The following is a 25,893-nucleotide window of genomic DNA, read 5'->3' as shown; positions in this document are numbered from 1 at the left end:
ACGGTTTAAACAGCAGGCAGCGGCAGGCGCTGTTCAATGATCCCACCGCCGAGGCAAATTTCGCCGCTGTAGAAAACAGCAGACTGGCCAGGGGTAACGGCGGAAACCGGCTCGTCGAAACGCACGTCAATGCGATCGTCATCCAGTGCGGTTACGGTGCAAGGGATGTCCGTCTGGCGGTAGCGCGTTTTCACTGTGCAGCGTAGCGTGCCTTTCAGCGGCTCGCGATCGACCCAGTGCAGCTGTTGCGCGATCAGTCCAACGGACATCAGGCGCGGGTGGTCGTGACCCTGAGCCACAACCAGAATATTGTTTTCGACGTCTTTGTCGACCACGTACCACGGATCTTCGCTGCCCTCTTTGGTGCCGCCGATACCCAGACCTTTACGCTGGCCGAGAGTGTGGTACATCAGCCCCTGGTGCTGACCAATCTCATCGCCGTCAACGGTGACGATTTTGCCCGGCTGTGCAGGCAGGTAGCGCCCCAGGAACTCGCGGAATTTACGCTCGCCGATAAAACAAATACCGGTGGAGTCTTTTTTCTTCGCGGTGATCAGATCCAGATCTTCAGCAATCTTACGCACTTCCGGCTTTTCCAGCTCGCCGACCGGGAACAGGCTCTGGGCAATCTGTTCGTGGCTCAGCGTATAGAGGAAGTAGCTCTGATCTTTGTTGCCGTCCAGGCCGCGCAGCAGCTGGCTTTTGCCATTCACATCCGCGCGACGCACGTAGTGGCCGGTCGCAATGTAGTCTGCGCCCAGGTCTTCCGCGGCGAATTCCAGGAAGGCTTTGAATTTGATCTCTTTGTTGCACAGGATATCCGGGTTTGGCGTGCGGCCCGCTTTGTACTCTTCGAGGAAGAGTTCAAAAACGTTGTCCCAGTATTCTGCGGCAAAGTTAACGGTGTGCAGTTCGATGCCGAGCTTATCGCACACGGCCTGCGCATCGGCGAGATCCGCAGCGGCAGTGCAGTATTCCTCGCCATCGTCTTCCTCCCAGTTCTTCATGAACAGGCCCTCCACCTTATAGCCCTGTTGCTGCAACAGGTAGGCGGAAACGGAGGAATCGACACCGCCGGACATGCCGACGATTACTTTTTTCTGGCTGTTATCTGACATGGAATACTCACGACATTGAACTTCAAGGCGGCGTATTCTATCACGCCCCCCCACCATTGACACCCTCTGTAAACGGCCAGTTAAATTCTGCAATGACATCCAGCGGCAGGCGCGCCGCAGACTGCCAGCAGCGGATGCTTTCCGCCACCAGCGGCGAACGCAGGTTTGGCGCGTTCAGGATCTCCTCGGCAGTCACCCACAGGCAGCGATCGATATCGTCGTCGTGCGGTTCAGTGGCGCACGTTTCGTTAAGTTCAACGGCGAATAAGAAGCGCAGGAAAGGCGTCTGGTCAGGCGCTATCCACTGATGCATACGGATAAAATGCTGCGGTTCGGCGCGGATACCCGTCTCCTCCCACAGCTCACGGGCTGCCGCCTGGCGTAAGGTTTCATTGGCTTCAAGATGCCCGGCAGGCTGGTTCCACAGCGCTTTGCCGTTGATGGTCTCTTCCACCACCAGGAATTTCCCCTGCGCATGGACCACGCAGGCGACCGTAACATGAGGTTTAAACATCAGTTCTCCTTAGGGGTAACATCCCGCCATTCCCCGTTTGCCAGCGAGTCCAGCGTGTAGCTGCCCATGGCATAGCGAATGAGTCGCAGGGTAGGGTAGCCCACATGCGCAGTCATGCGCCTGACCTGTCGGTTGCGGCCTTCATAAAGGGTGATTTTAAGCCAGCTGGTGGGAATGGATTTCCGCTCACGAATCGGCGGGTTGCGCGGCCACAACCACTCGGGTTCATTCACGCGCTCAATACCAGCCGGCAGGGTGGGACCGTCGTTCAGCGTTACGCCGTTACGCAGTTTTGCCAGCGACGCGTCGTCCGGCTCGCCTTCAACCTGCACAAAGTAAATTTTCCCGGTACGCTTGCCCGGCTGAGTGAGCCTGGCCTGGAGCACGCCGTCATTGGTGAGCACCAGCAACCCTTCGCTGTCACGATCCAGACGTCCCGCCGCGTACACTCCCTGAACGGGAATAAAGTCCTTCAGCGTGCTGCGCCCGGCCTCGTCGGTAAACTGCGGCAATACATCGTAGGGTTTATTGAACAGTATGACCCGCGTTGGCTGGGGTTCTGGCGTTCTTCTGGTGGCTTGTCGTGAGCTGAATCGCTCAACCCGGTGTTTTCTAAAAGAAGTTTTCGTCATGGTATTTTCAGGCGTTATCAATTGCCGCATTATAGCCTAATAACGAAGACCTTTCATGGCGTCGGACAATCAGGTACTATCGGAAGGCTCATTACAATTTATTAACATAAGATCAGTAACAACCAGAAGCGCTCGAAGGAGAGGTTAATGGAAAGCAAAGTAGTTGTTCCGGCGGAAGGTAAAAAGATCACCCTGCAAAACGGCAAGATTAACGTTCCTCACAACCCGATTATCCCGTTCATTGAAGGCGACGGTATCGGCGTAGACGTTACCCCGGCAATGCTGAAAGTGGTTGATGCCGCTGTTGAGAAAGCCTACAAAGGCGAGCGTAAAATTTCCTGGATGGAAATTTACACCGGTGAAAAATCGACTCAAGTTTATGGCCAGGACGTCTGGCTGCCAGCCGAAACGCTGGACCTGATCCGCGACTATCGCGTTGCTATCAAAGGCCCTCTGACCACACCAGTTGGCGGTGGCATTCGCTCCCTGAACGTGGCGCTGCGTCAGGAACTGGATCTGTATGTGTGTCTGCGTCCGGTGCGTTACTACCAGGGCACCCCAAGCCCGGTTAAGCACCCGGAACTGACCGACATGGTTATCTTCCGTGAAAACTCAGAAGACATCTACGCCGGTATCGAATGGAAAGCGGACTCTGCTGATGCAGAAAAAGTGATTAAATTCCTGCGCGAAGAGATGGGCGTGAAGAAAATTCGCTTCCCTGAGCATTGCGGCATCGGCATCAAGCCATGCTCCGAAGAAGGGACCAAGCGTCTGGTGCGTGCCGCCATCGAATACGCTATCACCAACGATCGTGACTCTGTGACCCTGGTTCACAAAGGCAACATCATGAAGTTCACCGAAGGCGCGTTCAAAGACTGGGGCTACCAGCTGGCGACCGAAGAGTTCGGCGGTGAACTGATCGACGGCGGCCCATGGCAGAAAATTAAGAACCCGAACACCGGTAAAGAGATCATCATTAAAGATGTGATTGCCGATGCGTTCCTGCAACAGATCCTGCTGCGACCTGCTGAGTATGACGTGATCGCCTGTATGAACCTGAATGGTGACTACATCTCCGATGCGCTGGCCGCACAGGTGGGTGGTATCGGTATCGCCCCGGGCGCGAACATCGGTGACGAGTGCGCCCTGTTCGAAGCAACTCACGGTACTGCACCTAAATACGCAGGCCAGGACAAAGTCAACCCAGGCTCTATCATTCTATCCGCAGAGATGATGCTGCGTCATATGGAATGGTTCGAAGCCGCAGACCTGATCGTTAAGGGTATGGAAGGCGCGATTAACGCGAAAACCGTCACCTATGACTTTGAACGTCTGATGGAAGGCGCTAAACTGCTGAAATGCTCAGAGTTTGGCGACGCGATTATCGCGAACATGTAATCCACTCGCTGGGTTAAATGACAACGGGAGCCTGAGGGTTCCCGTTTTTTATGCACACAAGACGGAAACAACGCTATGACCCATGATATCCCGCTCAAGTATTATGACATCGTCGACGAGTATGCGACTGAAACGGCGAAACCGGTAGAAGAGGCAGAGCGTACGCCGCTGGCACACTATTTCCAGCTGCTGCTCACTCGCTTATACAACAATGAGGAAATCAGTGAAGAGGCGCAGCGGGAGATGGCTGTCCAGGCGGAGATAGACGAAGCGCGCATTGACGATATTGCGAACTTCCTGAATCAGTGGGGCAATGAATAACGCGTCATCGCGCTGAGTCTGCCAGCAGCCTGGCGAGGTCGTGCCGGGTTAGCGACTTTGAAAAGTACCAGCCTTGTACGAGGGCATCGGGGTATCTCTGCGCGATGAACTGATATTGCGTTTCGCTTTCAACCCCTTCAAAAACCAGGGTTTTGTGCAGTTTAGCGAGCGCGTCGCTGAAGATCACCAGGATATCCTGTTTATAGTGCTCGCTGATGCCGTCCACTAACGACTTATCCACCTTGATTTCGTCATATTTGAGATTTGAGAGCCTGGCCAGATTAGAGTTTTGCACACCAAAATCGTCTATTGAAATTTTGACGCCTGCCGATTTAAGCTCCTCACAAAACTCTTCAAGGATGGCCGCGGTGGAAACGCCATTTTCGGATAACTCAACTTTGATTAACGATAAGGGAATCGCGTTCTCTGAGCATTCATGACGTAATACCGCCAGGAATTTGCCGTCTTCAATTTCCGTCCGGCCAACGTTCAGTGAAATCATTAACTGATGTTCAGCGGCCAGCGCGGCAATTTCCGCCAGGGATTTCTTTATCATGTTCTGATAATAAACGTTATACAGGCCAATTTTTTTAATTAACGGGATAAACAGCTCAGGAGAAACCTCTTTGTGATTGTTATCCTGCCATCTTGATAACACTTCAACCCCGACGATTTTCTTATCAGCAACCCGAATAACAGGCTGAAAATGAACGCTGATGGTATTCGCTTTTACCGCTTTGACCAGCGTTCGTTCCAGAGAACGTCGGTCTTCATAAAGTCGAAGAGAAAACAGCGTCAGGGATACCCAGATAAAGTATAAAAACAAGCACAGAAGCACCATCACTACGTGGGAGAGCGAAGCCAGTCCGGCATCATGGTGTGTGACGGTAACGCACAAATCCCAGCGTGTACTGCACTCTGTCACAGCCAGCGTAAATAACAGAGACTGTAAGCGGCTGAAGTTTTCTGATGGCGGCGTAACGGTGAAAAAGGTGCGGCAGAAATCTTTAGTGGAAGAACGAAGCGAATAGTTGGCGGTAACGGGGGCAAATTTATCGTAGGCTGAACGGGAGGTGAAGATAATAAGGTGGTTATAGATTGTCGCATTGCCGACAAAGAAATCTTTCTGCGAAAACTGCGCCAGGCTGAATCCGTTCTGGGTATTATGCAGCTCAGAGGGAAGGGCGATGGGATTTGCCAGCTTGCCCCAAAACGCGGTGCAGGTGATTTTCCCCTTTTCAATAAACCCCACATCGGCGAAATAGAGACTTCGCATCTTTAATTTTCGGTAGACGTTCAGACTGGCGCTATCGCATCCCTGCGTGGAGGTATTTTTAAGCGTACTGGCGATATTTTGCGTTAACTCTTCAGAATAGCTTAAGAGCGTGTGGGAGATCTCCCTCTGCCGGTTCTTTTGCTGCTCAGCGATAATGGCGTTAACAGCATACAGCGACAGGACGACCATAAAGGTTGAGATGATAGCAACGGCAATGGCCTTCTTCATTTTCCTGTTGTCCCACCACGTCCTGAGGTGCAGGGATCTTAACACAGGTCATAAAAGCTACAAGTATGAGAGTTGAGGCTGCACGGAATCGAAAGGAAAGCCACCATGCCAGGCTCCTTTCATCTCAGAACCATTCAAACCGTGTTGAGAGCAGTAGCAGTAACGTACTGGCAGAAACAAGATTAAGGCAGATGACAAACTTGCTTGATACGTTCATGTTATCAACGTTTTTGTTGTTCAGTAGCCACAGAGAATAGCGTTTCATCTCCACTGAAGAAACGCCAGATTTTGGTGGGTTCGGGCAAAAAAAAGCCCACTCAAGAGTGGGCAAGAAATACTGGAAGCAATGTGAGCAATGTCGTACTGAATACCTGAGTGATTTGCTCAACTATTCAGTAATGAGAAAGATAATCTTTCTCAGTAAAAGATGCAACCCCACGATGAGTGTGGAACGGCATTTTTTTACTGCTCATATTTTAATCAAACGAACCGTGTGATTCTTATCACAAATTTCCTTTCTCAGATCCTGTGCTATCCTTTTCTGTGTCGTTGATTTAATGACAAAAACCATACAGAGAGGAAAGCTATGGGAATTTTATCCTGGATTATCTTTGGGCTGATTGCGGGGATCCTGGCGAAGTGGATTATGCCGGGCAAAGATGGCGGCGGTTTCATCGTCACGATCATTCTGGGGATTGTGGGTGCAGTCGTCGGTGGCTGGATCAGTACCCTGTTCGGCTTTGGCAGAGTTGATGGCTTCAACTTCGGCAGCTTTGTCGTCGCGGTGATTGGCGCGCTGGTTGTTCTGTTTATCTACAGAAAAATCAAAAGCTAAATCTGACCTGTGTTAAAAAAGGCTGCCTGACGGCGGCCTTTTTACTTTGGGCGTTACCACCAGCCTAACTGCGTACCGGCGACGGCCACGATGGCGACAATCAACATGATGATGGTCGTTTTTCTCATTTAAGCCCCCGGCGCGGCGTAACCGCCAAGGAAAAACCAGCCTAAAAACACCACCGCTGTGATAAAAATAACCACCGGAAAGAGGATCCCTATTCTCATGCCATCACCTGTTTGAGTTTGTATAAGGCCGTAGAGTGTACGGTTTTAATCTAACGCGACAAAGCCTGTTTTGCTTTTTCCTTTTTTATCCTGATACATCGCGAGGTCTGCGGTGCGCAGGGCGCTATCTTCATCCGTGCTGTGAGGATCAACAATAACGACGCCAAGGCTTGCGCCGGGATAAAGAATAGTGGCATTGCCTAATCCGTATTCGCCCGCAATAAGACCATTGAGGCGGGTTTTGATTGCGTTGACCTCTGTACTGGCGTCGCCATCATCGCTGTGACTCAGGCTGGCAACCAGAAATTCATCGCCGCCGAGCCGGCCAATAATCTCATCCTGCGTTTGCTCGTGAGTCAGCCGCTTGCCGACCTGTACGAGGAAGCGATCGCCCGCCTCATGCCCGTACTGGTCATTGATTCGCTTGAAATCATCGAGGTCAATAAAAGCCATCATGACGTTGCGGTTAAGATGGCGCGCCAGTGAGAACAGGGTGGTAAGGTTTTCAAAAATGGCGCGACGATTCGGCAGGCCGGTGAGGGCGTCGGTGTAAGAGTGAGCAATGAGCGCCGCATTTGCTTCGCGAAGCTGAAGCACAAGCGACTCTTTCTGAATGTACTGACCAATTAAACCGGCAAAGAGTCTGATTACCTGCTCGCCACGCTCGCTGAACTGTTTCTGTGCGGTGCTGGCCGCGCAAAGCGTGCCATATAGAGAACCGTCAGCCAGGTGAACCGGCACGCTCATATAGGTTGTAATGCCCAGTGCTTTGGCCGCTTCACACTCCGGCCAGCGGTCGGGCACCTCGTTACTGAACAACGTGTCGCTGTCGATGGCGCGCTTACACAGTGTTTCGTCCCAGGGCACGCTGAACCCTTCAGGGATCTGCATTTGCTTGCTGTTACGGGCATATAAAATGTGCTGCAAACGCGCATTGATATCGACTTTCGTCAGGTAGGTTGATTCCATATCCGTCACAATTTCCAGCATTTCCAGTAGCTGACGCACCAGACTGTCGAGAGATTGCTCAGTGGAGAGGGTTTCTGAAACACGGGCAAGAATGATATCTGACATGAGGCAGGATGACTCCCATGCAGAAGACCTCTGTATCTGCATGTTATGCTGAAAATATAGACTCCGGTCATAGTAAAACATGAACAGGATTAATTTTATAGATTCTTCTGAAGGCAGATGAGGGGAAGACTAAAAAAAGCCCCGATGTTGAGATCGGGGCAAAACATCTTGATTACGGAATGATGTTCTCTGGTCAGTGTGAGAACAGGCATCACTATAAGGGGGAATCGTGCAGGTTTAATGGAGAAATCATGGAGAAAACGGCGATGACCCGTTACTCTGACGTTTTTACACCCTGAAGGATCATGATAATGAAATATCTTCTCCTGGCGCTGGTTTTACCGCTGGCCGCCTGCTCAACAAAGACAACCCCTCCTGATGCGCCTCAACCGCCGCACGCTATTGGTATGGCAAACCCGGCGTCAGTGTACTGTCTGGAGAAAGGGGGAGAGCAAATCCCTGTTCAAAGCCCGCAGGGCGTACGTACCGAGTGCAAATTGCCAGGCGGGGAAGTGATCGATGAATGGGATCTCTACCGCCGCGATCACCCGCAACCGACCAGATGACAACGGCAATAAAACTGCGATACACTTCTCTTTAGGATTATTCTTAGCCAGTTTCTGGCAGTACGTTTGCGAGAAGAAGTATGTTTCAGTTAAAACCGGGCAGCATGGCGATGATCGTGGGTGCGCGTACGGCGGCAGGCCGTCGAAATATCGGTAAATCCGTCGAGCTGTTTGGACTTTGTCAGCCGGGCCAGCGTTTTGTGAACCCGGTTAACGGCGTCATGACGCAATTACCCGCCACGTCAGCGCGTGCGCTGTGGCTGGTCACCGGTGATGTTTACGCCTTTGATAATCAGCACGGTTTTGCGTTTGTTCGCCCGGAACATCTGATGCCGCTTACTCCCGACGAGATGCCACACAACGTGGATGAGCTGGCGATCGGTTAATCACAGTTTACGCAGCCAGTCCGCCAGTACCTGCGCGTGATTCTGCTCCGTATTTTTCGCCCCATAGAGTAGCGTCACGGTCTGCTGTTTGGCGAGAGCCGCCAGGCGTTTGCCTTCATCCGGATGCTGCGCCAGCTCTTTACGATAGGCTTCACTGAACGCGGTGAAATCTATCGTTTCACTGTGAAAAGCTTTTCGCAGTTCGCTGGACGGCGTTAGCGCTTTACACCACTCATCACAGACGAGGTCGGTCTTTTTTATCCCTCGCGGCCAGAGTCTGTCGACCAGGATCCGGTAACCGTCTTTTGAGGTCGCCTGCTCATACACGCGTTTACATTGAATCATGGGTCCTCCTCATTTCCTTACGACGTTCTGCAAGAACACTATAGCACCCGGCTTTTATCCACCCAATTTAAGGTATTGTGATAATTGCAAAAGATCGGTAGTCTGAGGTTCCTTATGTTATCTGAAAATCCTCCGGCATAAGGAATCTCTGATGGAACTCTCCCCGGTTAAAACGACGCTGCGCATTGCGCTGGTTGGTGATTACAATCCCGATGTTATTGCGCACCAGGCGATCCCGCTGGCGATTGACGACGCCGCTGCGGTTCTGGATCTCACCGCTGATTATGACTGGCTCGCCACGCCTGAGCTGACCAGCGCCGAAGACCTGGTCGGGTATGATGCCATCTGGCTGGTACCGGCAAGCCCGTATAAAAACACCGAGGCGGCGTTTATTGCGGCCCGTTACGCGCGTGAGAACAGCATCCCCTTTCTCGGCACCTGCGGCGGGTTCCAGCATGCGCTGATTGAGTATGCGCGTAATGTACTGGGCTGGCACGATGCAGGCCATGCCGAAACCGACACCGAGGGAAGGATGGTAATTGCGCCGCTGACCTGCTCGCTGGTGGAAAAAACCGACGCGATCGAGCTGCGGAATAACACGCTGATTGCTAAAGCGTATGGCAAGCCGGAAATTCAGGAGGGGTATCACTGCAATTACGGCGTCTCACCTGAGTTTGCCGACCAGCTTGAGCGGGGCGACATGCGCGTAACGGGCTGGGACGAGCAGGGCGAGATCCGCGCGGCAGAGCTGGTAACCCATCCTTTCTTTGTCCTCACCCTGTTCCAGCATGAGCGGGCCGCGCTGCAAGGGCGCCCGGTCGTGCTGGTACAGGCCATGCTGCGGGCGGCGCAGGGATAAAAAAAGCAGACCTCCGGGTCTGCCTTGAATGTCAGCGGGGTGTGATCTCCCGGTCACGCCCGGCAAGCATACCGCATAATGCCATCACTACCGCGGCCAGCGCGCAGGCGAGCAGCGGAATGCGCCAGTCTCCGGCGGTATCGTGAATTTTCCCCATCAGCGGTGGGCCACAGGCCGCCAGAAGATAGCCAATCGACTGTGCCATGCCGGAGAGCGCCGCGGCCTGATGGGCCGAGCTGGCGCGCAGCCCTATAAACGTCAGGCCGAGGATCATGGTGGCGCCGGATCCAAAGCCAAACGCCAGCGTCCAGACGACGGCCAGCCCCGGCGCGAACCAGAACCCGGCCGCGCTGACGGCGCACATCAGGGCGACTAGCCCGGCAATGCCACGCTGATCGTTAAGACGGTGCAGGATCAGCGGAATGGCGAGACCGGGAACCGCGGTTGCCAGCTGGAGAAGCCCGTGCATGGAGCCAGCCTGCGTTTCGCTGTAGCCATGGCTAAGCAAAATCGCGGGTAACCAGCCGATAATGACGTAGTAAATCAGCGAGTTAATGCCCAGAAAAAGCGTCACCTGCCAGGCGAGCGCCGAGCGCCAGATAGCCCGATTGTGCAGCGCGCCCGCTCCGGTCAGGGTGGCGGCCGGCTTCTGGCGCCATTGCGGTAACCACAGCAGCAGCGCCACCAGCGGGAAGAACATCAGCATCAGCAGCGCCCCGTGCCAGCCACCACTCCCCAGCGACAGCGGGACGATCAGCGCCGACCCTGCGGCAGCAGCGGCTCCCATCGTCAGCGAATAAGCCCCCGTCAGTTTTGCGACCTGGCCCGGAAAATCACGTTTGATTAAGCCAGGTAGCAGGACATTGCCCAGCGCAATCCCACAGCCCACGATCGCCGTACCGATAAACAGCAGCGAGGCCGACGGCAGCGAACGTACGCCAATCCCGATGCAAATCAGCAGCAGAGCGATAAAAAGGCTGCGCTCCATGCCCAGGCGCCGGGCGACGCCTGCGGCAAGGGGAGAGATAAAGGCGAAGGCCAGCAGAGGCAGCGTTGTGAGCAGGCCGGTTTGCGCCGTGCTTAAGCCATAGTCCTGTCGGATGGTATCGAGCAGGGGGGCGACACCGGTAAAGGTGACGCGCAGCGTCGTGGCAATCATCAGGATGCCTGCAATCAGCAGCGCACCCTGTTTCCCGGAAGGTTGAATAGCAGTAGTCATTATTGTCTCTTACGTTCAGGCGAGCGCATACCATACCGATTTAAGTCGTGGTTGAAATCAGGCTAAAATGACAGTTTATCGCTAATATCGGACAACTTTATGTACGGACTGGGGCTCGATGGCTACGATCCCGATAGCCAGCACGACGCGGCGGTGGCCTTTCGCATCCGCGTGGTGGCACAGGAACAATATATTCCGCTGCATCAGCACCGCAAAGGGCAGCTGATTATGGCGCTGGGGGGAGCGATCACCTGTGAAGTGGAGAACGCGATGCTGATGGTGCCGCCCCAGTATGCGGTGTGGATCCCGGGACAAACGCCGCACAGCAACAAGGCGACGCCCGGCGCGCAGCTCTGTCTGCTGTTTATTGAACCCGGTGCGCTCGAATTGCCGACGCGTACCTGTACGCTGAAAATATCGCCCCTGGTGCGGGAGCTGGTGCTGGCGCTTGCGGACAGGTCACGGGAGGAACTGCCTCTTCCCGCTACCGGAAGGCTGGTTGACGTCCTGTTTGATGAACTGCCCCTGCAACCGCAGGAGCATCTACAGCTGCCGGTATCTCCGCATCCAAAAATTCGCCTGATGAGTGAGACCATGGCAAACGAACCTGCCGCCTGGCAGACGCTGGCGCAGTGGGCCAGCCACTTTGCCATGAGCGAACGCAATCTGGCGCGGCTGGTGGTGAAAGAGACTGGCTTGAGCTTTCGCCGCTGGCGGCACCAGCTCCAGCTGATTGTCGCATTGCAGTTTTTGATCGGCGGAAAGTCGGTTCAGCAGGCGGCGCAGGCGCTGGGGTATGACTCCACCACCGCCTTCATCACCATGTTTAAGAAAGGACTGGGACAGACGCCCGCCCGCTATATCGCCAGCCTGACTACGACTTCCCGATAAACAGCGAAACCAGTCCGGCAGCAATCAGCGGGCCAACCGGCACGCCACGAAACAGCGCCACGCCTAACACGGTGCCCACCAGCAGCCCGGCCACCAGTGAAGGCTGGCTGCTCATCAGCGTCACGCCGCGCCCGCCAAGCCATGAGACAAAAACGCCCACCGCAATCGCCACCAGCGATTTCCAGTTTACAAAGGAGTGCAGCAGCGTTGAGGCCGGTAGCGTTCCGCTGGCAATCGGGGCCATCACGCCGATGGTCAAAATAATGATCCCGATGGTAAGCCCCTGTTTTTCTATCCACGGGAAGAAGGTATTCAACGGTGTGACGCGAACAATGATCAGGACCAGAATGGAAATCGCGACGGTGGTGTTGTGGCTGACAAAACCCAGAGCAGCCAGGGTCAGAAGTATGAGCAGAGTAGGGTCGAACATGACGGGATCCTTGCCAAAAATAGTAAGCCTGCTTACTTTACGCGCAAACGCGACGGCAGGCAGGCTTTACTGAAAAAATTGTCTATTTTTGGGCACTTGCCTGACGTCAGTCCACCAGCTGCTGGATAAGCGGACTCCCTTCGCGGATAAACACCGGGATGGTTTCCAGCGCCGCAGGCACCCGGATATGCTCCCCACCGGCGTAGCGCTCACCGTTGAGAGCGACCCAGCTATTGCCCGTCGGCAACCAGACATCGCGCTCACGCTGACCGGCCTGCATAACCGGCGCCACCAGAAGATCTTCGCCAAACAGATACTGATCTTCACACGCCCAGCTCTGCTTATCCTGCGGATAGTGCCAGAACAGCGGACGCATGAGCGGGTCTCCGTGCAGATGAGCCTGCTGGTACAACGCGTCAATATACGGGCGCAGGGTTTCGCGGACGGTAAGCCAGTGCTGCATGATGGCGTAATTCTCTTCTCCGTAACTCCACAGCTCATTAGGCGAACCGCTGTTACACTGAGGAATGCCGTCACGGTAGCGCTCCGGGGGCTGGATCTGCGGTTCGCGATAGCCGTGCATGCGCAGAACCGGTGTAAACACCGCCCACTGGAACCAACGGATCAGCAATTCGTGGAACGCCGGGTCGTTAACGTTCCCTCCCTGGAAGCCACCGATATCGGTCGTCCACCATGGGATCCCCGCCAGCCCCATATTCAGTCCCGCGGCGAGTTGATTGCGAAAAGCATGGAACGAGGAGTGGACATCACCCGACCACGCCAGCACGCCGAAGCGCTGGCTGCCTGCCCAGGCACAGCGTACCAGGTTAACAATGTCGGTTTCACCATTTGCCTGGAGCCCATCGTAAAAGCCCTGCGCAAAGTCACGCGGGTAGCGATTGCCCACTTCCAGCACCGGACCGGCGTGGTAGCGATAGTTGTCAAAATCATAGGCTCGGTATTCCGGTTCCGCTTCGTCCAGCCAGAACAGCTTAATGCCCATGTCGTAGTAATTTTTCTTCACCGTATCCCAGACGAATTTCCGCGCCTCAGGATGGGTCGCATCAAAGAAGGTGGTATTGCCCATAAAATCGAGGTTGACCTGCACGCCACGTTCACTGCTGACCAGCCAGCCTTTGGCTTTCATCAGCGGGTAGAGAGGGCTGCGCGCCTCTACCGTTGGCCACACCGACACCATCAGCGCAATACCCATTTCGCGCAGCTCGTCGACCATCCCTTCAGGATCGGGCCAGTCTACGGGGTCGAAGCACCAGGTGCCCTGATTCGGCCAGTGGAAAAAGTCGATGACCATCACCGACAGCGGCAGATTACGGCGGCGATACTCCCGCGCAACCTCCAGCACCTCCTGCTGGGTGCGGTAGCGTAATTTGCACTGCCACAGCCCGCTGATAAACGCCGGGGCGGAGGGCGGAGTACCGGTGGCTTTCACATACTGGCGGGTGATATCCGCCACCGTATCAGCGGCGGTGATCCAGTAGTCCATTTCTCCCGTCACGCGGGCGCGCCATTCCGTCTGATTTTTTGCAAAGCTGGCTTCACCAATCGCCGGGTTGTTCCAAAGCAGGCCATAGCCAAGGCTGGACTGCATAAAGGGCACGCTGGCCTGGGAGTTGCGCTGCGCCAGTTCCAGCGTACAGCCTTTCAGATCCAGCCACGGCTGTTGATACTGACCCATGCCATAGATGCGTTCATCCGGACGCGATTCAAACCGGACGGTGAACTGATATTTCCCCCCCATTAGCGGCTTAAATTCGCGGCCATCCAGCTTCAGGGCGCTGACATATTTATCCTGGCTCTTCTCGCTGGCACCGATACCCACCGTTGAACGCTGGCGCCACATCTCTTCCAGCAGCAGTTCGCCGCGCTGATTGTAGAAGGCCAGCTGACCTTTAAGATTCAGCGTCGCGGTAATATTGCCGTTGCGCAGCGTCAGGCTTTCCGCTTCGGCGACAATCTCAGCCTGGCAAGGGGCGGCGGGCAACAGTGCCTGTAAGGCGTCATCAAAAGCCGGGGAGCAGGTGGCCCTGACGCGCAGGCTGTTTTCACCCCACGGTTCAATACGCAGGGTCTGGCGTTCAAAACGCCATTCGATACTGTTGGAATGTTGGATCAGCTCACTCATGGAAAACGCGTCCTTCTAAACAGGGTGTTTGGCAAGATGGATGGATTGCATTGTGCTGTCGTCGAGCTTGTACCAGCGCAGCGTGGCAAACGCGCAGAGTGACAAGACGCCAGGCACGACGGTGAAGAGGGCGATGATGCAGTACATGGCCGTGGTGGTCTGTTCCGGGGCGTTGGCGACATAGCCGCTTAAGCCCAGCGTCCAGCCAACAATCGCGCCGCTGATCGCCATTCCCAGCTTGAGTACGGCGAGGAAGGTGGAGAAGATCACGCCGTCCATGCGTTTGCCCTGTTTCCATTCGCCGTAATCGGCGACGTCCGCCATCATTACCCACATCAGCGTGGTGGTGGCCTGGTAAAGGGTGGAGACGATAAACGTCATGGGCACCAGAATAAGCACTGACTTAGGCGCAAAGAACAGGGCGATGCTGAGTACCCCCGCCAGTACGGAACAGTATCCAAACATCTGCACTTTGCTGACGTTCTGCGTCAGACGTTTGGCCAGCGCACTGCCTGCGGCTTTCCCGAGAATATGCGCCCCGAGCATCCACATAAAATAGCTTGCGCTACCGAGATAATAAGTGACGAAATACATCATTGCGCCAAGGCGAATAACGCCAAAACCAATGTTGGTTAATACCAGGACGGCGACAACCCGCCATTGGTCGTTTCGTAATAAATCCCGCAGTTCCGCAAGATAATTATTGTGGGTGGCGGGAGCCTTAATACGCTCGCGCGTATTGGCGAAGCAGATCCAGAACATGATGACCGCGATGGTCGCCATAATGGCCATCGCCCAGCGGTAGCCCAGTAATTTATCATCGCCGCCTAAAAACTCTGCGAGCGGCATCATAAAGAATGTCGACAGCGCGCCACCCAGCGTGGCCAGGAAAAAACGATAGGACTGGAGGGAAATTCGCGCATCGTTGTCGGGCGTGATCACCGCGCCCATGGAGCAATAGGGAATATTGATTGCGGTATACATCAGCATCATCAGGGTATAGCTGACGGTGGCGAAAATCATTTTACCGTGCAGATCGAGCGACGCCGGAACGGCGTAGGTCAGCAGACAACTTGCGCCAAAGGGCAGCGCCAGCCACAGCATCCAGGGGCGGAATTTGCCCCAGCGCGTGCGCGTCCTGTCTGCGATATAGCCCATCGCCGGGTCTATTATGGCATCGGCGGTTCTCGCCAGAAGAAACATGGTGCCCACGAATGCGGCAGGTAGCCCCACCACGTCCGTATAGTAAAACGTCAGAAAAATAATGACGTTATCCAGCCCAATATGGCTCGCCATATCGCCTAACCCATAACTGATCTTTTCTTTACGGGTAATTATTTCGGTCATTGTATTCACCTTGCCAGTGTAAGGTTTATTTTTGAGGTGCTCCGTAAACAGGGTTAACCATGATGAAAAGGTTAACAATTGCGAGATCTGGCATCGGGGTTACGTAAATTTCTTTTCGTGATACCGGTAACAAATAAAGTATTTAAACAGTGACTTTATACGGGGGAGGATAGTTAACAGCGAATCGTTTCAGCGAAAAAATAGTTATTTCATGGACGCGTCATTGTCATTTAACTGTCATTGTGCGGGGGTAAAAAAGAGGCAAACGGGCAAAGCAGAGGGCATCATGAACGATCCTATGTTTGTCGAAACGCTGATTATCTCCTCATCGTTTTTTATTATCGCGATTATTTTGATTGCTTCCGTGCTGCTGCTGGAAAACGGCTGACCGTTAGCCAGCCGCAGTATTTATTGTTTACGGAACGTCACCAGTTCAGGACGGGCGATACGCAGATAGTCCTGGGTGTCCATAATCACCGACTTTTCCAGCAGGCCGGCGTTAAAGGCGATCTCATCGAAGCGCTCAAACAGCAGCGGATCGGCGACCAGCGTCAGATCCGGATGAAAGCTGAAGGGGGGAATGGCGCCGAAAACGCAGCCGGTAAGCGCATCCACTTCAGCCGGACTGGCGAGAGAGGCCTTTAGCCCACCGAAATGACTGGCCAGAAGGCTCAGATCGGCCTGCCGATCGGCGGCGAGGATTGCCAGAATATGTTTCTTAACACCGTTGCCTTTTACCTTGCAGACCAGTGCTTTTGCACCCTGCCGGAGATCGGTCCCGCGAATTTCACTGACCGCTTCGCATTTCCCAACGGCCTCATGCGCCACCACGCGAAAGCGCGCCTCCTGCTCGGTTAATAAGCTGATTAGCCGCTGATGGGGCGTCGTCCCGATCACGTCATCAGACATAACGATTTCACCTGTGATTTGCCAATACGTAGCTTGCTACATTAGCACGGGACGGAGAGGGCTGAAAGAAAACAGCCAGCGGGTGCGCTGGCTGTTGGGTCATGCGTTGCTGGTGGACGACTGTTTCTGGAACAGTTCCCGGAAGACCGGGTAGATGTCATCCTGGTCACGAATGTGCTGCATCGCAAAGTTATCGAACATCGCTTGCAGATGCTCATACTCACGCCACAGCGTCTGGTGGGCGCGACGGGTAATTTCAATGTAGCTGTAGTAACGCACCACCGGCAGGATCTTCTTCGCCAGAATTTCATGACACAGCGGCGAGTCATCCGCCCAGTTATCGCCATCCGATGCCTGCGCGGCGTAGATATTCCACTGCGCCGGATCGTAGCGCTCCTTCACCACCTCGTCCATCAGCTTCAGGGCGCTCGACACGATGGTGCCGCCGGTCTCCTGCGAGTAGAAGAACTCATGTTCATCCACCTCTTTCGCCTGAGTGTGATGGCGGATGTAGACCACCTCCACGTTCTTATACGTTCTGCTCAGGAACAGATAGAGCAGAATATAAAAACGCTTAGCCATATCCTTGGTGGCCTGATCCATTGAACCTGATACGTCCATCAGGCAGAACATCACCGCCTGACTGGAAGGCTCCGGCCGTTTTTCGTAGTTCTTGTAGCGCAGGTCGAACGTGTCGATAAACGGCACCCGGTCGATCTTCGCCCGCAGTTCGGCGATCTCTTTTCGCAGGCGCTCCTCTTCCAGCAGTTGTGCCGGCTCCGTGTTTTCCACCACTTTCAGGCTGGTTTCCAGCTCGCGCAGTTCGCGCCGTTTGCCTGCCGTCATCGCCGTGCGTCGCGCCAGCGAGTTTTGCAGTGAACGCACCACGCTGATGTTGGCGGGTACCCCGTTTGCGGTATAACCCGCGCGATGGGTTTTGTATTCGTTGAGCTGACGGTGCTGATTCTTTCTCAGATTCGGCAGGGCCAGATCCTCAAACAGCAGGTCGAGATATTCGTCTTTTGAAATCTGAAAGACGAACTCGTCCTGGCCTTCACCGTCCTGGCTGGCCTGCCCCTGACCGCTGCCAGAACCGCCGCCTCCGCCTTGGGGCCGCTCGATTCTGTCATTCTGGACGAAGTGGTCATTACCTGGGTGCACGCGATGGCGAAGGCCGCCACGCCCCTGATGAAACATCGGTTCGCTGATGTCATCGTTAGGGATGGAGACGGATTCGCCGCTGTCGACGTCGGTCACCGAGCGTTTGTTGATGGCCTCGGAGATCGACTGTTTAATTTGCGCTTTATAACGGCGCAAGAAGCGCTGGCGATTCACCGTGCTCTTGTTTTTGCCGTTAAGACGCCGGTCAATAAACCAGGTCATATATCCCCCGTACTGCATTTGCCAACTTGCAGCGTCCGTAAGTACCGGACATTTTGTTGGCCCGGTAAGCGCGTTACCGGGCACTTGTTTTAAGACGATTTACGCACGCGCAGATACCATTCACAGAGCAGGCGGACCTGTTTGCGGGTATAGCCTTTTTCCATCATACGGTCGACAAAATCGTCGTGCTTTTTCTGCTCGTCGGTTGAGGTTTTGGCGTTGAACGAGATGACCGGCAACAGCTCTTCCGTGTTAGAGAACATTTTCTTCTCTATAACCGTGCGCAGTTTTTCGTAGCTGGTCCAGTTCGGATTGCGGCCGTTGTTATGCGCTCTGGCGCGCAGCACGAAGTTCACAATCTCGTTTCGGAAGTCTTTCGGATTGCTGATCCCGGCTGGTTTCTCGATTTTTTCAAGTTCCGCGTTCAGGGATTCACGGTCAAACAGCTGGCCGGTATCCGGGTCGCGATACTCCTGATCCTGGATCCAGAAGTCAGCGTAGGTGACGTACCGGTCGAAGATGTTCTGGCCGTATTCGGAATAGGATTCCAGGTAGGCGGTCTGGATCTCTTTGCCGATAAACTCGGCGTATTTCGGGATCAGGTAGCCTTTCAGGAACTCCAGGTAGCGTTCAGCCTGCTCCTGTGGGAACTGTTCACGTTCAATTTGCTGTTCCAGCACGTAGAACAGATGTACCGGGTTGGCGGCCACCTCCGCGTGGTCGAAGTTAAAGACGCGGGAGAGGATCTTAAACGCGAAACGCGTCGACAAACCGTTCATCCCTTCGTCGACCCCGGCGTAATCGCGGTATTCCTGGTACGATTTCGCTTTCGGGTCGGTATCCTTCAGGCTTTCACCGTCATATACGCGCATTTTTGAGTAGATGCTGGAATTTTCCGGCTCTTTCAGGCGCGACAGGATCGAGAAGCGCGACAGCGTTTCCAGCGTTCCCGGTGCGCAAGGGGCATGGACCAGCTCACTGTGGTTGAGCAGTTTTTCGTAAATCTTGATCTCCTCGGAGATCCGCAGGCAATATGGCACTTTGACGATGTACACACGGTCAAGGAATGCCTCATTGTTTTTATTGTTACGGAAGGTCACCCATTCAGATTCGTTAGAGTGGGCAAGGATAATCCCGTTAAACGGCAGGGCGGAAATACCTTCTGTCCCGTTGTAGTTCCCTTCCTGGGTGGCGGTCAGTAGCGGATGCAGCACTTTGATCGGTGCTTTAAACATCTCGACAAATTCCATAATCCCCTGGTTGGCGCGGCACAGCGCACCGGAATAACCGTAGGCATCCGGGTCGTTTTGCGCGTGATGCTCCAGCTTACGGATATCGACTTTACCCACCAGCGCCGAGATATCCTGGTTGTTCTCGTCACCGGGTTCAGTTTTAGCGATGGCGATCTGCTCGAGGATAGACGGCCACACTTTCACGACGCGGAACTTGGTGATGTCCCCGCCAAACTCGTGCAGACGTTTTGCCGCCCACGGCGACATGATCGTACCGAGATAGCGATGCGGAATGCCAAACTCTTTTTCCAGAATTTGCGCATCCTCTTGCGGATTAAACAGGCACAGCGGATGGTCATTGACCGGGCTGCGTTCGCCGTTGGCGCTCAGCACATAGATCGGCACGCGCTGCATCAGCGCTTTCAGCCGTTCAGCCAGGGAGGATTTACCCCCACCGACAGGACCCAGCAGGTAAAGGATCTGTTTCTTCTCTTCCAGCCCCTGAGCGGCATGCTTCAGGTAGGAGACGATCTGCTCAATGGCGTCTTCCATGCCATAGAACTCTTCAAACGCCGGGTATCGGGCGACCACCCGATTCGAAAATAGACGGGAAAGCCGTGGCTCCAGGGCAGTATCAACCATGTTTGGCTCACCAATAGCCATCAATAGCCGTTCTGCCGCATTGGCATAGGCACTGCGATCTTGCCGACAAATGGTAAGAAACTCCTGCAGTGTGAACTCTTCGTCCTTGGCAGCTTCGTAGCGCTGGCGATAGTGATCGAATATATTCATGGCATGCCGTCCTTTCGTTTTTTAGCACAGGATAAGAGCCGTTCGTATGAGTAGTGGAGGCTCCCGGAAGAGAATTTTTCGCACCTCACTGCCAGAGCAGCAACCTGTGTGCCAGGTCGAAGGCTATGAACCTCAGGGTGTTCAGCAAAACCTCTTCTTAAATTAAAGCGTAGATGGCAATTGCAAAACTTGCATACGGATAAAATCTACTTTCAATGACATATCAATAACTCATCCAAAAATTTCCACTGCGGTTATAAGCGAAAAGCGGGTTTTTCATTTATCGGTCACATAAATGAAAGCGGGATGTCATCTGAAAAATGAAAAATAACGGGTTAATCAAACGGATTAGCGCGCAAAAAATTTTGGGATGTACGGGAATGGCGGTTACACTTCACCCGCTGATTATTTGACTACAGGAAAGAATGGATTGTGACCAAACTCAAACTTCTGGCATTGGGCATCCTTGCCGCTACCGCAGCGAGCACCGTACAGGCTGAGAGCCAGTGGACTGTTGGCGCGGGTGCTGGCGTGATTAACAGCCCGTACAAGCAGTATGACCGCGACGTTTATCCTGTCCCCGTTGTCACCTATGAAGGCGATAACTTCTGGTTCCGTGGGTTGGGCGGTGGCTACTATCTGTGGAACGATACGGCCGATAAGCTCTCCATCATGGCCTATTACGATCCAACGCACTTTAAACCAGGCGACAGCGACAGCAATGCGCTTCGTCAGCTGGACAAACGCAGAAGCTCACTGATGGCGGGGCTTTCTTACGTCCATAATACCGAGTATGGCTTCCTGCGCACTGCGCTGGCGGGCGATACCCTGGACAACAGCAACGGCTTCATCTGGGATCTGGCGTGGCTTTATCGCTATACCAACGGCGCAGTGACGCTGACGCCGGGTATCGGTGTGCAGTACAGCAGCGAGAATTACAACGACTACTACTATGGCGTGTCTAAAGCGGAGTCTCGCCGCAGTGGTCTGAAGAGCTACAGCGCGGATGATGGCTGGGACCCGTACCTGGAACTCACCGCCTCGTATAACTTCCTCGGTGACTGGAATGTGTACGGTACTGGCCGTTACATTCGTCTGAGCGATGAAGTGAAAGACAGCCCGATGGTCGACAAGTCCTGGTCTGGCATCTTCTCCGTGGGTGTGACCTACAAGTTCTGACCAGAACGTGATGCATTAAAACGGGGCGCTAGCGCCCCGTTTGTTTTTTATGATGCCTGAACAATATTAGCGCTTCACAATCTTGATCGTCTGGCCTAAGCGGGACGGTTTTTCTTCGCTGGTTTTCTGCGGCGCGGTCACGCACGCGGTTTCCACACACACGAAGGTCTTGTAACCGTCATCCGGGATATCCGCCATGCTGACGGAAAGGGCAGGGCCCGGGTTCCAGCCCACCACGTTGCTGTGGTGGTGATGAACCACATCAATACCGCGGTTCAGCGCGCTGTCGTGGATGACGCTACAGGCTTCCGGGTGCAGATACACGCGGTCGGTACGATCCGGGAAAGTCTGCACGCCGTCGTCCAGCTTGCCTTCTTTCGCGTTATCCACTTTGTCGATAAAGGTATCGCCAAGTCCGCTCACCTTAACGGCCTGAATGTCGCCTACGTTGAAATAGGTGTGCAGGGCGGACGTTGTTTCAAATTCGCCGTGCGCTTCCAGTTCAATCTCGCAGGTTTTACCCAGCTTGAAGCGGGCATACAGGGTGAACTCGTGTGGCCACAGGGCACGCGTTTCATCATTCGCCTGGAGTTCAAAGGTCAACACCGCGCCGTTATCATCTTCGTTGTGGGCTTTCAGCGTCCACTGCTGGTTACGGGCGAAACCGTGTGAGGGTAAACCCTGCTGCGCTGACGGGCCAAACCATGGCCAGCAGATCGGTACGCCGCCGCGGATCGCCGCCCCTTTTTTGAACGAGGTGGCCTCGCTCAGCCACAGGCCTTCTTCTTCACCTTCTGGTTTCCAGGAGAGCAGGTGGGCGCCATTGAGCGCTACGGAGGCTTTAACGCGCGGATGATCAACGACGATGATATCAGCACCGTCGATCTGACGGCGGGAGAGCACAGGGGTAAGTTGTTCGACTACCGGAAGTGCAAAAATTTTATTAATCATTAAGCAATCCTCTGTCTAAAAACAATAAAAAAGGCGACCGAAGTCGCCTTTTAGGATCAAGCACTCATCTCAACTTATTTGGAGATGTGAGCGATCAGGTCCAGTACTTTGTTAGAGTAGCCAGTTTCGTTGTCGTACCAGGAAACCAGTTTCACGAAGTTGTCGTTCAGTGCGATACCTGCTTTAGCATCGAACACGGAAGTGCACACTTCGCCGTTGAAATCGGTAGATACAACGTCGTCTTCGGTGTAACCCAGAACGCCTTTCATTGGGCCTTCGGAAGCAGCTTTGATTGCTTTCTTAATTTCTTCATAAGAAGCAGCTTTTTCCAGACGAACGGTCAGGTCAACAACGGATACGTTAGGAGTTGGAACGCGGAACGCCATACCGGTCAGTTTGCCATTCAGTTCTGGCAGTACTTTACCTACTGCTTTAGCAGCACCGGTAGAAGATGGGATGATGTTCTGAGCCGCGCCACGGCCGCCGCGCCAGTCTTTGTGAGACGGGCCATCAACGGTTTTCTGAGTAGCGGTGGTTGCGTGAACGGTAGTCATCAGACCTTCGATGATGCCGAAGTTGTCGTTGATAACTTTAGCCAGCGGTGCCAGGCAGTTGGTGGTGCAGGATGCGTTGGAAACGATGTCCTGGCCAGCGTAAGTTTCGAAGTTTGCACCGCGAACGAACATTGGGGTGTTGTCTTTGGAAGGACCAGTCAGAACAACTTTCTTCGCACCCGCAGTGATGTGTTTACGTGCAGTTTCGTCGGTCAGGAAGATACCGGTAGCTTCAGCTACAACGTCAACACCGATTTCGTTCCATTTCAGGTTAGCTGGGTCTTTCTCAGCAGTAACGCGGATGGTTTTGCCATTAACAACCAGGTGGCCGTCTTTCACTTCAACGGTGCCGTCGAAACGACCGTGAGTTGAGTCGTACTTCAGCATGTACGCCATGTATTCAGCGTCCAGGAGATCGTTGATACCAACGATTTCGATGTCAGAACGTTTCTGAGCAGCACGGAAAACAATACGGCCGATACGGCCAAAACCGTTGATACCTACTTTGATAGTCATATATTCCACCAGCTATTTGTTAGTGAATAAAAGGTTGCCTGTAAAATTACAAAAACCTTACGCAGCGTCAAGCGGAATCGTGTCAATCATTGCGACAAATCAATCCTGTGACTAACGTTTGTGCGACTGACTCGCCTCACTTTCCCTTTGAGCTAGCAACCACATGGGGGCTGCGCCCGGAATTTTAAAGGCCTCGCAGGATTAAAATGTGAAATTGATCACAATTGCCTGACCGCCTTTTCGCGACACATAAGTTTAGAACAAAAGTGCACGCGCGGGTGTTAATGTTTTGTTAGAATCTGGGTTAAAAGATGTCTGTTTCAACAGCGAGATGTAAGCATATGTCGAACCAACGTAACCCCGACGATTTGAAAAAAAACCTTACAGAGATGCAGTTTTACGTGACGCAAAATCACGGCACAGAACCGCCGTTTTCCGGGCGTTTGCTGCACAATAAACGGGAAGGCGTCTACCACTGCCTGGTGTGTGATGCACCGCTGTTTAACTCCCAGACGAAGTACGATTCTGGCTGCGGCTGGCCGAGCTTTTACGAGCCTGTCAGCGATGATGCGATCCGCTACCTGACGGACACCTCGCACGGCATGGTGCGCACCGAAATTCGCTGCGGGAACTGTGACGCCCATCTCGGGCATGTCTTCCCGGATGGCCCGCAGCCGACGGGGGAGCGTTTCTGCGTAAATTCGGCTTCCATGAGCTTTACCGATGATGAAAACGGCGACCAGACCAAGGGTTGAAAAAACGATTCAGCAAATTATTCCTTTGAAAGGGAGAGATCATGAATATTGATGACATGATTGCAGGTATGACCCCGGAGGTTTATCAGCGTCTGGTAACGGCCGTTGAGCTGGGAAAATGGCCGGACGGTGTGGCGCTCACACCTGAGCAAAAAGAGAACAGTTTGCAGCTGGTGATGCTGTGGCAGGCGCGTCATAATACCGACGCCCAGCACATGACTATCGACACTAACGGTCAGATGGTGATGAAAAGCAAGCGCGAGCTGAAAGAAGAGTTCGGCATCGCGCCGAAGCCGATTGCGACCTTCAAATAAAGATCCCATGTAGGCCGGGTAAGCGCTAGCGCCACCCGGCACACTACATCTTAGTGCGGGATCCCAAGCGACTCCGCCAGCTGTTTCGCGAGCTGGTTTTCGTCGTCTGCCCCATACTCCCAGAACATGGCGCCAGCCAGACCTTTCTCCTTAATGTAATCCGCTTTGATCGCCACGGATCGCGGGTTCTCATAGGAAATCGCAAACAGCGCCTTCCCGTCGGCGGATTTCACCGACAGCCACGGCACCTTCGACTGTTCGTCCCAGTGCTCGGTAAAGCGTTTCTGCGGATCGTTCAGCAGCTTGCGGACGATATCGTTGTATTTCACATAGGTATCTTTGGTCAGATCATAGCCAAGCGATTTGAACAGGCCCAGTTCCTGCGGCCCGAAGTAGGGCTGCGTCACCGGATTGTTCTGCGCGTCCGGTTTGCTCCAGTCGATACCCGGTTCAACGGCGCGCTTCGGCACGCGCCCATAGAAACCAATTCCGAGGTTCATCTGCTGCGGCTTCAGCCCGGCGGCCAGATAGTTATTCACCACAAAATCGACGCTGTATTTGTCTGCGGCAGCCACCGTTGGCCAGGCGCTGGAGTCATACAGATTCGCGTTAAAATACTGAGTACCGTACGCCATGTCGTAGGTCATCAGGTTGATGTAATCGAGCAGGGGGGCAATGGCTTTCACATCCACCCAGCTTTTCGGACTTTCCGCATTCGCGCCCACCGCAATCGTGACCAGCTTTTTCTTACCAAACGCGTCACGCATCTCTTTTAACAGCGCGGTGAAATTATCCCGGTCGGCAGGGGTGCTCTCGACCAGTCCCCACGCGCCGTTGACCGGATATTCCCAGTCCAGGTCGATCCCGTCCAGGCCGTATTTACTGACGATCTCCTGCGCGGAGCGAATAAATACCGCGCGACTCTCTTTGGTTGCCGCTGCGCCAGAAAAACCACGCGCGCCCCAGCCGCCAACGGAAAGCAGGACTTTCAGGTTCGGGTTTTGTTTACGAAGCTGAGGAAGTAACGCCAGATCGGATGCCACCTTAGGTGATAACCAGATTTGATGCAGTTTTGCCGGATCTTTCAGCGCGGCGTTGGTTTCGTCTTTCTCGTTGTTATAGACCAGACCAAACGAGTAGTTGAGGTGGGTGATCTGGCGGACGTCCAGTTTCTTAATATCGCCACCCGGTCCGGCGGTAACATCGCCACCGCCATTGAAGTAGCCCACGGACATCAGGGGCGCGGCGGAAGCCAGTGACGCGCAAAGCAAGGGTAATGCTGCCAGCAAGGGCAAACGTTTCATATAAGTTCCTCTTTGACCGAATAAAAATAACCACGCCACAGAAAAGGCGTGGCGAAAAAACAGCCTGAAGAGAATAGCATCGCCGCTTCGCTTGTGATGCGAGGGAGTTCACTTTATGGGGATTGGGGAAGAAATGCCGGGTGGCTTCGCCTTACCCGGCCTACAAAACCAGAGAAAGTAGGCCGGGTAAGGCGA

At 54.0% G+C, this 25,893-nt stretch carries 30 protein-coding genes; 11 read left to right on the top strand and 19 right to left on the bottom strand.

Annotated features, from left to right (window positions below):
* Positions 1–5 precede the first annotated feature (5 nt).
* The 3 genes from mnmA to rluE are packed head-to-tail and all read right to left on the bottom strand — an operon-like array spanning position 6 to position 2,294.
* Entirely contained in the window at positions 6–1,118 is a 1,113-nt protein-coding gene (gene mnmA, locus SK54_RS14945; protein WP_032103856.1) for a tRNA 2-thiouridine(34) synthase MnmA, read from the bottom strand.
* 40 nt (positions 1,119–1,158) lie between these two features.
* Complete coding sequence (locus SK54_RS14940; protein ID WP_032619915.1) at positions 1,159–1,632, bottom strand: NUDIX hydrolase; 474 nt, start codon at positions 1,630–1,632, stop codon at positions 1,159–1,161.
* Complete coding sequence (rluE, locus tag SK54_RS14935) at positions 1,632–2,294, bottom strand: 23S rRNA pseudouridine(2457) synthase RluE (protein ID WP_017384702.1); 663 nt, start codon at positions 2,292–2,294, stop codon at positions 1,632–1,634. The genes SK54_RS14940 and rluE overlap by 1 nt, the downstream gene beginning before the upstream one ends.
* Before the next feature lie 117 nt (positions 2,295–2,411).
* Between rluE and icd the strand changes: the two genes are divergently transcribed.
* Positions 2,412–3,662 carry an NADP-dependent isocitrate dehydrogenase gene (icd, locus tag SK54_RS14930; protein ID WP_003857898.1) on the top strand — a complete coding sequence of 417 codons (1,251 nt, stop codon included), beginning with the start codon at positions 2,412–2,414 and terminating at the stop codon, positions 3,660–3,662.
* A 75-nt stretch (positions 3,663–3,737) separates the two neighbouring features.
* Positions 3,738–3,983: a YmjA family protein gene (locus SK54_RS14925; RefSeq protein WP_022650806.1), complete on the top strand. Its 246-nt coding sequence runs from the start codon at positions 3,738–3,740 to the stop codon at positions 3,981–3,983.
* A gap of 4 nt (positions 3,984–3,987) precedes the next feature.
* Here the strand turns inward: SK54_RS14925 and SK54_RS14920 are convergent, their stop codons facing one another.
* Together SK54_RS14920 and yncL are read right to left on the bottom strand one after the other, a co-directional pair.
* Positions 3,988–5,487 carry an EAL domain-containing protein gene (locus tag SK54_RS14920; protein ID WP_048247534.1) on the bottom strand — a complete coding sequence of 500 codons (1,500 nt, stop codon included), beginning with the start codon at positions 5,485–5,487 and terminating at the stop codon, positions 3,988–3,990.
* 124 nt (positions 5,488–5,611) lie between these two features.
* Positions 5,612–5,704 carry a stress response membrane protein YncL gene (yncL, locus tag SK54_RS22090; RefSeq protein ID WP_071524166.1) on the bottom strand — a complete coding sequence of 31 codons (93 nt, stop codon included), beginning with the start codon at positions 5,702–5,704 and terminating at the stop codon, positions 5,612–5,614.
* A 369-nt stretch (positions 5,705–6,073) separates the two neighbouring features.
* On the opposite strand from yncL, the gene SK54_RS14915 reads away from it, so the two are divergent.
* Positions 6,074–6,322: a GlsB/YeaQ/YmgE family stress response membrane protein gene (locus SK54_RS14915; protein ID WP_003857896.1), complete on the top strand. Its 249-nt coding sequence runs from the start codon at positions 6,074–6,076 to the stop codon at positions 6,320–6,322.
* A 53-nt stretch (positions 6,323–6,375) separates the two neighbouring features.
* On the opposite strand, the gene yoaJ is transcribed toward SK54_RS14915, so the two are convergent.
* From yoaJ to SK54_RS14905, 3 genes are read right to left on the bottom strand one after another with little or no spacing between them, the layout of a single operon-like run.
* Entirely contained in the window at positions 6,376–6,450 is a 75-nt protein-coding gene (gene yoaJ, locus SK54_RS22820; protein WP_015570794.1) for a protein YoaJ, read from the bottom strand.
* The gene (locus tag SK54_RS22575) at positions 6,451–6,549 is read right to left on the bottom strand and encodes a YoaK family small membrane protein (RefSeq protein ID WP_015570793.1); all 99 of its coding nucleotides are present in this window, start codon (positions 6,547–6,549) and stop codon (positions 6,451–6,453) included.
* 45 nt (positions 6,550–6,594) lie between these two features.
* The gene (locus tag SK54_RS14905; protein WP_045344202.1) at positions 6,595–7,623 is read right to left on the bottom strand and encodes a sensor domain-containing diguanylate cyclase; all 1,029 of its coding nucleotides are present in this window, start codon (positions 7,621–7,623) and stop codon (positions 6,595–6,597) included.
* A 311-nt stretch (positions 7,624–7,934) separates the two neighbouring features.
* On the opposite strand from SK54_RS14905, the gene SK54_RS22380 reads away from it, so the two are divergent.
* Positions 7,935–8,189, top strand: coding sequence for a putative hemolysin (locus SK54_RS22380; protein WP_015570791.1), 255 nt, complete (start codon positions 7,935–7,937; stop codon positions 8,187–8,189).
* Positions 8,190–8,269: 80 nt separating this feature from the next.
* A complete protein-coding gene (locus SK54_RS14895) occupies positions 8,270–8,575 on the top strand; it encodes a hypothetical protein (RefSeq protein WP_015570790.1) in 306 nt (101 codons plus the stop codon).
* Here the strand turns inward: SK54_RS14895 and SK54_RS14890 are convergent, their stop codons facing one another.
* Entirely contained in the window at positions 8,576–8,920 is a 345-nt protein-coding gene (locus tag SK54_RS14890) for a DUF488 domain-containing protein (protein ID WP_032653239.1), read from the bottom strand.
* 151 nt (positions 8,921–9,071) lie between these two features.
* On the opposite strand from SK54_RS14890, the gene SK54_RS14885 reads away from it, so the two are divergent.
* Positions 9,072–9,779 (top strand): CTP synthase C-terminal region-related (seleno)protein, encoded by a 708-nt coding sequence (locus SK54_RS14885; protein ID WP_017384697.1) that lies wholly within the window; start codon positions 9,072–9,074, stop codon positions 9,777–9,779.
* 31 nt (positions 9,780–9,810) lie between these two features.
* Here SK54_RS14885 and SK54_RS14880 read toward each other — a convergent pair whose 3' ends face one another.
* The gene (locus SK54_RS14880) at positions 9,811–10,998 is read right to left on the bottom strand and encodes a CynX/NimT family MFS transporter (protein WP_048247531.1); all 1,188 of its coding nucleotides are present in this window, start codon (positions 10,996–10,998) and stop codon (positions 9,811–9,813) included.
* 99 nt (positions 10,999–11,097) lie between these two features.
* On the opposite strand from SK54_RS14880, the gene SK54_RS14875 reads away from it, so the two are divergent.
* Entirely contained in the window at positions 11,098–11,889 is a 792-nt protein-coding gene (locus SK54_RS14875) for an AraC family transcriptional regulator (protein ID WP_017384695.1), read from the top strand.
* On the opposite strand, the gene SK54_RS14870 is transcribed toward SK54_RS14875, so the two are convergent.
* The 3 genes from SK54_RS14870 to SK54_RS14860 all read right to left on the bottom strand — a co-directional run bounded on the left by SK54_RS14870 (position 11,873) and on the right by SK54_RS14860 (position 15,809).
* Positions 11,873–12,319: a DUF441 domain-containing protein gene (locus SK54_RS14870; protein WP_017693614.1), complete on the bottom strand. Its 447-nt coding sequence runs from the start codon at positions 12,317–12,319 to the stop codon at positions 11,873–11,875. The two genes, SK54_RS14875 and SK54_RS14870, sit on opposite strands and share 17 nt — an antisense overlap.
* A 106-nt stretch (positions 12,320–12,425) precedes the next feature.
* Positions 12,426–14,462 (bottom strand): glycoside hydrolase family 31 protein, encoded by a 2,037-nt coding sequence (locus tag SK54_RS14865; RefSeq protein WP_048247529.1) that lies wholly within the window; start codon positions 14,460–14,462, stop codon positions 12,426–12,428.
* A 15-nt stretch (positions 14,463–14,477) separates the two neighbouring features.
* A complete protein-coding gene (locus SK54_RS14860) occupies positions 14,478–15,809 on the bottom strand; it encodes a glycoside-pentoside-hexuronide (GPH):cation symporter (protein WP_015570785.1) in 1,332 nt (443 codons plus the stop codon).
* A 286-nt stretch (positions 15,810–16,095) separates the two neighbouring features.
* On the opposite strand from SK54_RS14860, the gene yoaI reads away from it, so the two are divergent.
* Entirely contained in the window at positions 16,096–16,197 is a 102-nt protein-coding gene (yoaI, locus tag SK54_RS22760; protein WP_017384693.1) for a small membrane protein YoaI, read from the top strand.
* A 20-nt stretch (positions 16,198–16,217) separates the two neighbouring features.
* On the opposite strand, the gene SK54_RS14855 is transcribed toward yoaI, so the two are convergent.
* From SK54_RS14855 to yeaG, 3 genes are all read right to left on the bottom strand, one after another.
* Entirely contained in the window at positions 16,218–16,718 is a 501-nt protein-coding gene (locus SK54_RS14855) for a YbaK/prolyl-tRNA synthetase associated domain-containing protein (RefSeq protein WP_023303492.1), read from the bottom strand.
* Between the two features lie 99 nt (positions 16,719–16,817).
* On the bottom strand, positions 16,818–18,101 hold the full coding sequence (locus SK54_RS14850) for a YeaH/YhbH family protein (RefSeq protein WP_017384692.1): 1,284 nt from the start codon (positions 18,099–18,101) through the stop codon (positions 16,818–16,820).
* A gap of 89 nt (positions 18,102–18,190) precedes the next feature.
* On the bottom strand, positions 18,191–20,125 hold the full coding sequence (gene yeaG, locus SK54_RS14845) for a protein kinase YeaG (protein ID WP_006809140.1): 1,935 nt from the start codon (positions 20,123–20,125) through the stop codon (positions 18,191–18,193).
* 432 nt (positions 20,126–20,557) lie between these two features.
* Between yeaG and SK54_RS14840 the strand changes: the two genes are divergently transcribed.
* Positions 20,558–21,304 (top strand): MipA/OmpV family protein, encoded by a 747-nt coding sequence (locus SK54_RS14840; RefSeq protein WP_017384691.1) that lies wholly within the window; start codon positions 20,558–20,560, stop codon positions 21,302–21,304.
* A 66-nt stretch (positions 21,305–21,370) separates the two neighbouring features.
* Here the strand turns inward: SK54_RS14840 and SK54_RS14835 are convergent, their stop codons facing one another.
* Together SK54_RS14835 and gapA are read right to left on the bottom strand one after the other, a co-directional pair.
* Entirely contained in the window at positions 21,371–22,255 is an 885-nt protein-coding gene (locus SK54_RS14835; protein WP_047051512.1) for a D-hexose-6-phosphate mutarotase, read from the bottom strand.
* Between the two features lie 74 nt (positions 22,256–22,329).
* Complete coding sequence (gene gapA, locus SK54_RS14830) at positions 22,330–23,325, bottom strand: glyceraldehyde-3-phosphate dehydrogenase (RefSeq protein WP_006809136.1); 996 nt, start codon at positions 23,323–23,325, stop codon at positions 22,330–22,332.
* Between the two features lie 341 nt (positions 23,326–23,666).
* Between gapA and msrB the strand changes: the two genes are divergently transcribed.
* Positions 23,667–24,080, top strand: coding sequence for a peptide-methionine (R)-S-oxide reductase MsrB (gene msrB, locus SK54_RS14825; protein WP_003857865.1), 414 nt, complete (start codon positions 23,667–23,669; stop codon positions 24,078–24,080).
* Between the two features lie 41 nt (positions 24,081–24,121).
* A complete protein-coding gene (locus SK54_RS14820) occupies positions 24,122–24,394 on the top strand; it encodes a YeaC family protein (protein ID WP_017384688.1) in 273 nt (90 codons plus the stop codon).
* Positions 24,395–24,444: 50 nt separating this feature from the next.
* Here SK54_RS14820 and SK54_RS14815 read toward each other — a convergent pair whose 3' ends face one another.
* Positions 24,445–25,698: a chitinase ChiD gene (locus SK54_RS14815; protein ID WP_048247527.1), complete on the bottom strand. Its 1,254-nt coding sequence runs from the start codon at positions 25,696–25,698 to the stop codon at positions 24,445–24,447.
* Between the last annotated feature and the right edge of the window lie 195 nt (positions 25,699–25,893).

Source organism: Enterobacter sp. MGH120, from assembly GCF_001037725.1.
In the GTDB taxonomy this organism is placed as follows: Bacteria; Pseudomonadota; Gammaproteobacteria; order Enterobacterales; family Enterobacteriaceae; genus Enterobacter; species Enterobacter hormaechei_C.
This window is presented reverse-complemented; position numbering and strand designations above follow the sequence as displayed.

What these genes read in the sequence shown, in the direction of transcription:
- SK54_RS14860 (WP_015570785.1), bottom strand. Translation starts at nt 15,809, where the DNA reads ATGACCGAAATAATTACCCGTAAAGAAAAGATCAGTTATGGGTTAGGC.
- SK54_RS14890 (WP_032653239.1), bottom strand. Translation starts at nt 8,920, where the DNA reads ATGATTCAATGTAAACGCGTGTATGAGCAGGCGACCTCAAAAGACGGT.
- gapA (WP_006809136.1), bottom strand. Translation starts at nt 23,325, where the DNA reads ATGACTATCAAAGTAGGTATCAACGGTTTTGGCCGTATCGGCCGTATT.
- mnmA (WP_032103856.1), bottom strand. Translation starts at nt 1,118, where the DNA reads ATGTCAGATAACAGCCAGAAAAAAGTAATCGTCGGCATGTCCGGCGGT.
- icd (WP_003857898.1), top strand. Translation starts at nt 2,412, where the DNA reads ATGGAAAGCAAAGTAGTTGTTCCGGCGGAAGGTAAAAAGATCACCCTG.
- SK54_RS14880 (WP_048247531.1), bottom strand. Translation starts at nt 10,998, where the DNA reads ATGACTACTGCTATTCAACCTTCCGGGAAACAGGGTGCGCTGCTGATT.
- SK54_RS14850 (WP_017384692.1), bottom strand. Translation starts at nt 18,101, where the DNA reads ATGACCTGGTTTATTGACCGGCGTCTTAACGGCAAAAACAAGAGCACG.
- SK54_RS14870 (WP_017693614.1), bottom strand. Translation starts at nt 12,319, where the DNA reads ATGTTCGACCCTACTCTGCTCATACTTCTGACCCTGGCTGCTCTGGGT.
- SK54_RS14925 (WP_022650806.1), top strand. Translation starts at nt 3,738, where the DNA reads ATGACCCATGATATCCCGCTCAAGTATTATGACATCGTCGACGAGTAT.
- msrB (WP_003857865.1), top strand. Translation starts at nt 23,667, where the DNA reads ATGTCGAACCAACGTAACCCCGACGATTTGAAAAAAAACCTTACAGAG.
- SK54_RS14915 (WP_003857896.1), top strand. Translation starts at nt 6,074, where the DNA reads ATGGGAATTTTATCCTGGATTATCTTTGGGCTGATTGCGGGGATCCTG.
- SK54_RS14820 (WP_017384688.1), top strand. Translation starts at nt 24,122, where the DNA reads ATGAATATTGATGACATGATTGCAGGTATGACCCCGGAGGTTTATCAG.
- SK54_RS14835 (WP_047051512.1), bottom strand. Translation starts at nt 22,255, where the DNA reads ATGATTAATAAAATTTTTGCACTTCCGGTAGTCGAACAACTTACCCCT.
- SK54_RS22575 (WP_015570793.1), bottom strand. Translation starts at nt 6,549, where the DNA reads ATGAGAATAGGGATCCTCTTTCCGGTGGTTATTTTTATCACAGCGGTG.
- yncL (WP_071524166.1), bottom strand. Translation starts at nt 5,704, where the DNA reads ATGAACGTATCAAGCAAGTTTGTCATCTGCCTTAATCTTGTTTCTGCC.
- yoaI (WP_017384693.1), top strand. Translation starts at nt 16,096, where the DNA reads ATGAACGATCCTATGTTTGTCGAAACGCTGATTATCTCCTCATCGTTT.
- SK54_RS14855 (WP_023303492.1), bottom strand. Translation starts at nt 16,718, where the DNA reads ATGTCTGATGACGTGATCGGGACGACGCCCCATCAGCGGCTAATCAGC.
- SK54_RS14905 (WP_045344202.1), bottom strand. Translation starts at nt 7,623, where the DNA reads ATGTCAGATATCATTCTTGCCCGTGTTTCAGAAACCCTCTCCACTGAG.
- SK54_RS14895 (WP_015570790.1), top strand. Translation starts at nt 8,270, where the DNA reads ATGTTTCAGTTAAAACCGGGCAGCATGGCGATGATCGTGGGTGCGCGT.
- SK54_RS14920 (WP_048247534.1), bottom strand. Translation starts at nt 5,487, where the DNA reads ATGAAGAAGGCCATTGCCGTTGCTATCATCTCAACCTTTATGGTCGTC.
- SK54_RS14815 (WP_048247527.1), bottom strand. Translation starts at nt 25,698, where the DNA reads ATGAAACGTTTGCCCTTGCTGGCAGCATTACCCTTGCTTTGCGCGTCA.
- SK54_RS14885 (WP_017384697.1), top strand. Translation starts at nt 9,072, where the DNA reads ATGGAACTCTCCCCGGTTAAAACGACGCTGCGCATTGCGCTGGTTGGT.
- rluE (WP_017384702.1), bottom strand. Translation starts at nt 2,294, where the DNA reads ATGCGGCAATTGATAACGCCTGAAAATACCATGACGAAAACTTCTTTT.
- SK54_RS22380 (WP_015570791.1), top strand. Translation starts at nt 7,935, where the DNA reads ATGAAATATCTTCTCCTGGCGCTGGTTTTACCGCTGGCCGCCTGCTCA.
- SK54_RS14875 (WP_017384695.1), top strand. Translation starts at nt 11,098, where the DNA reads ATGTACGGACTGGGGCTCGATGGCTACGATCCCGATAGCCAGCACGAC.
- SK54_RS14865 (WP_048247529.1), bottom strand. Translation starts at nt 14,462, where the DNA reads ATGAGTGAGCTGATCCAACATTCCAACAGTATCGAATGGCGTTTTGAA.
- yeaG (WP_006809140.1), bottom strand. Translation starts at nt 20,125, where the DNA reads ATGAATATATTCGATCACTATCGCCAGCGCTACGAAGCTGCCAAGGAC.
- SK54_RS14940 (WP_032619915.1), bottom strand. Translation starts at nt 1,632, where the DNA reads ATGTTTAAACCTCATGTTACGGTCGCCTGCGTGGTCCATGCGCAGGGG.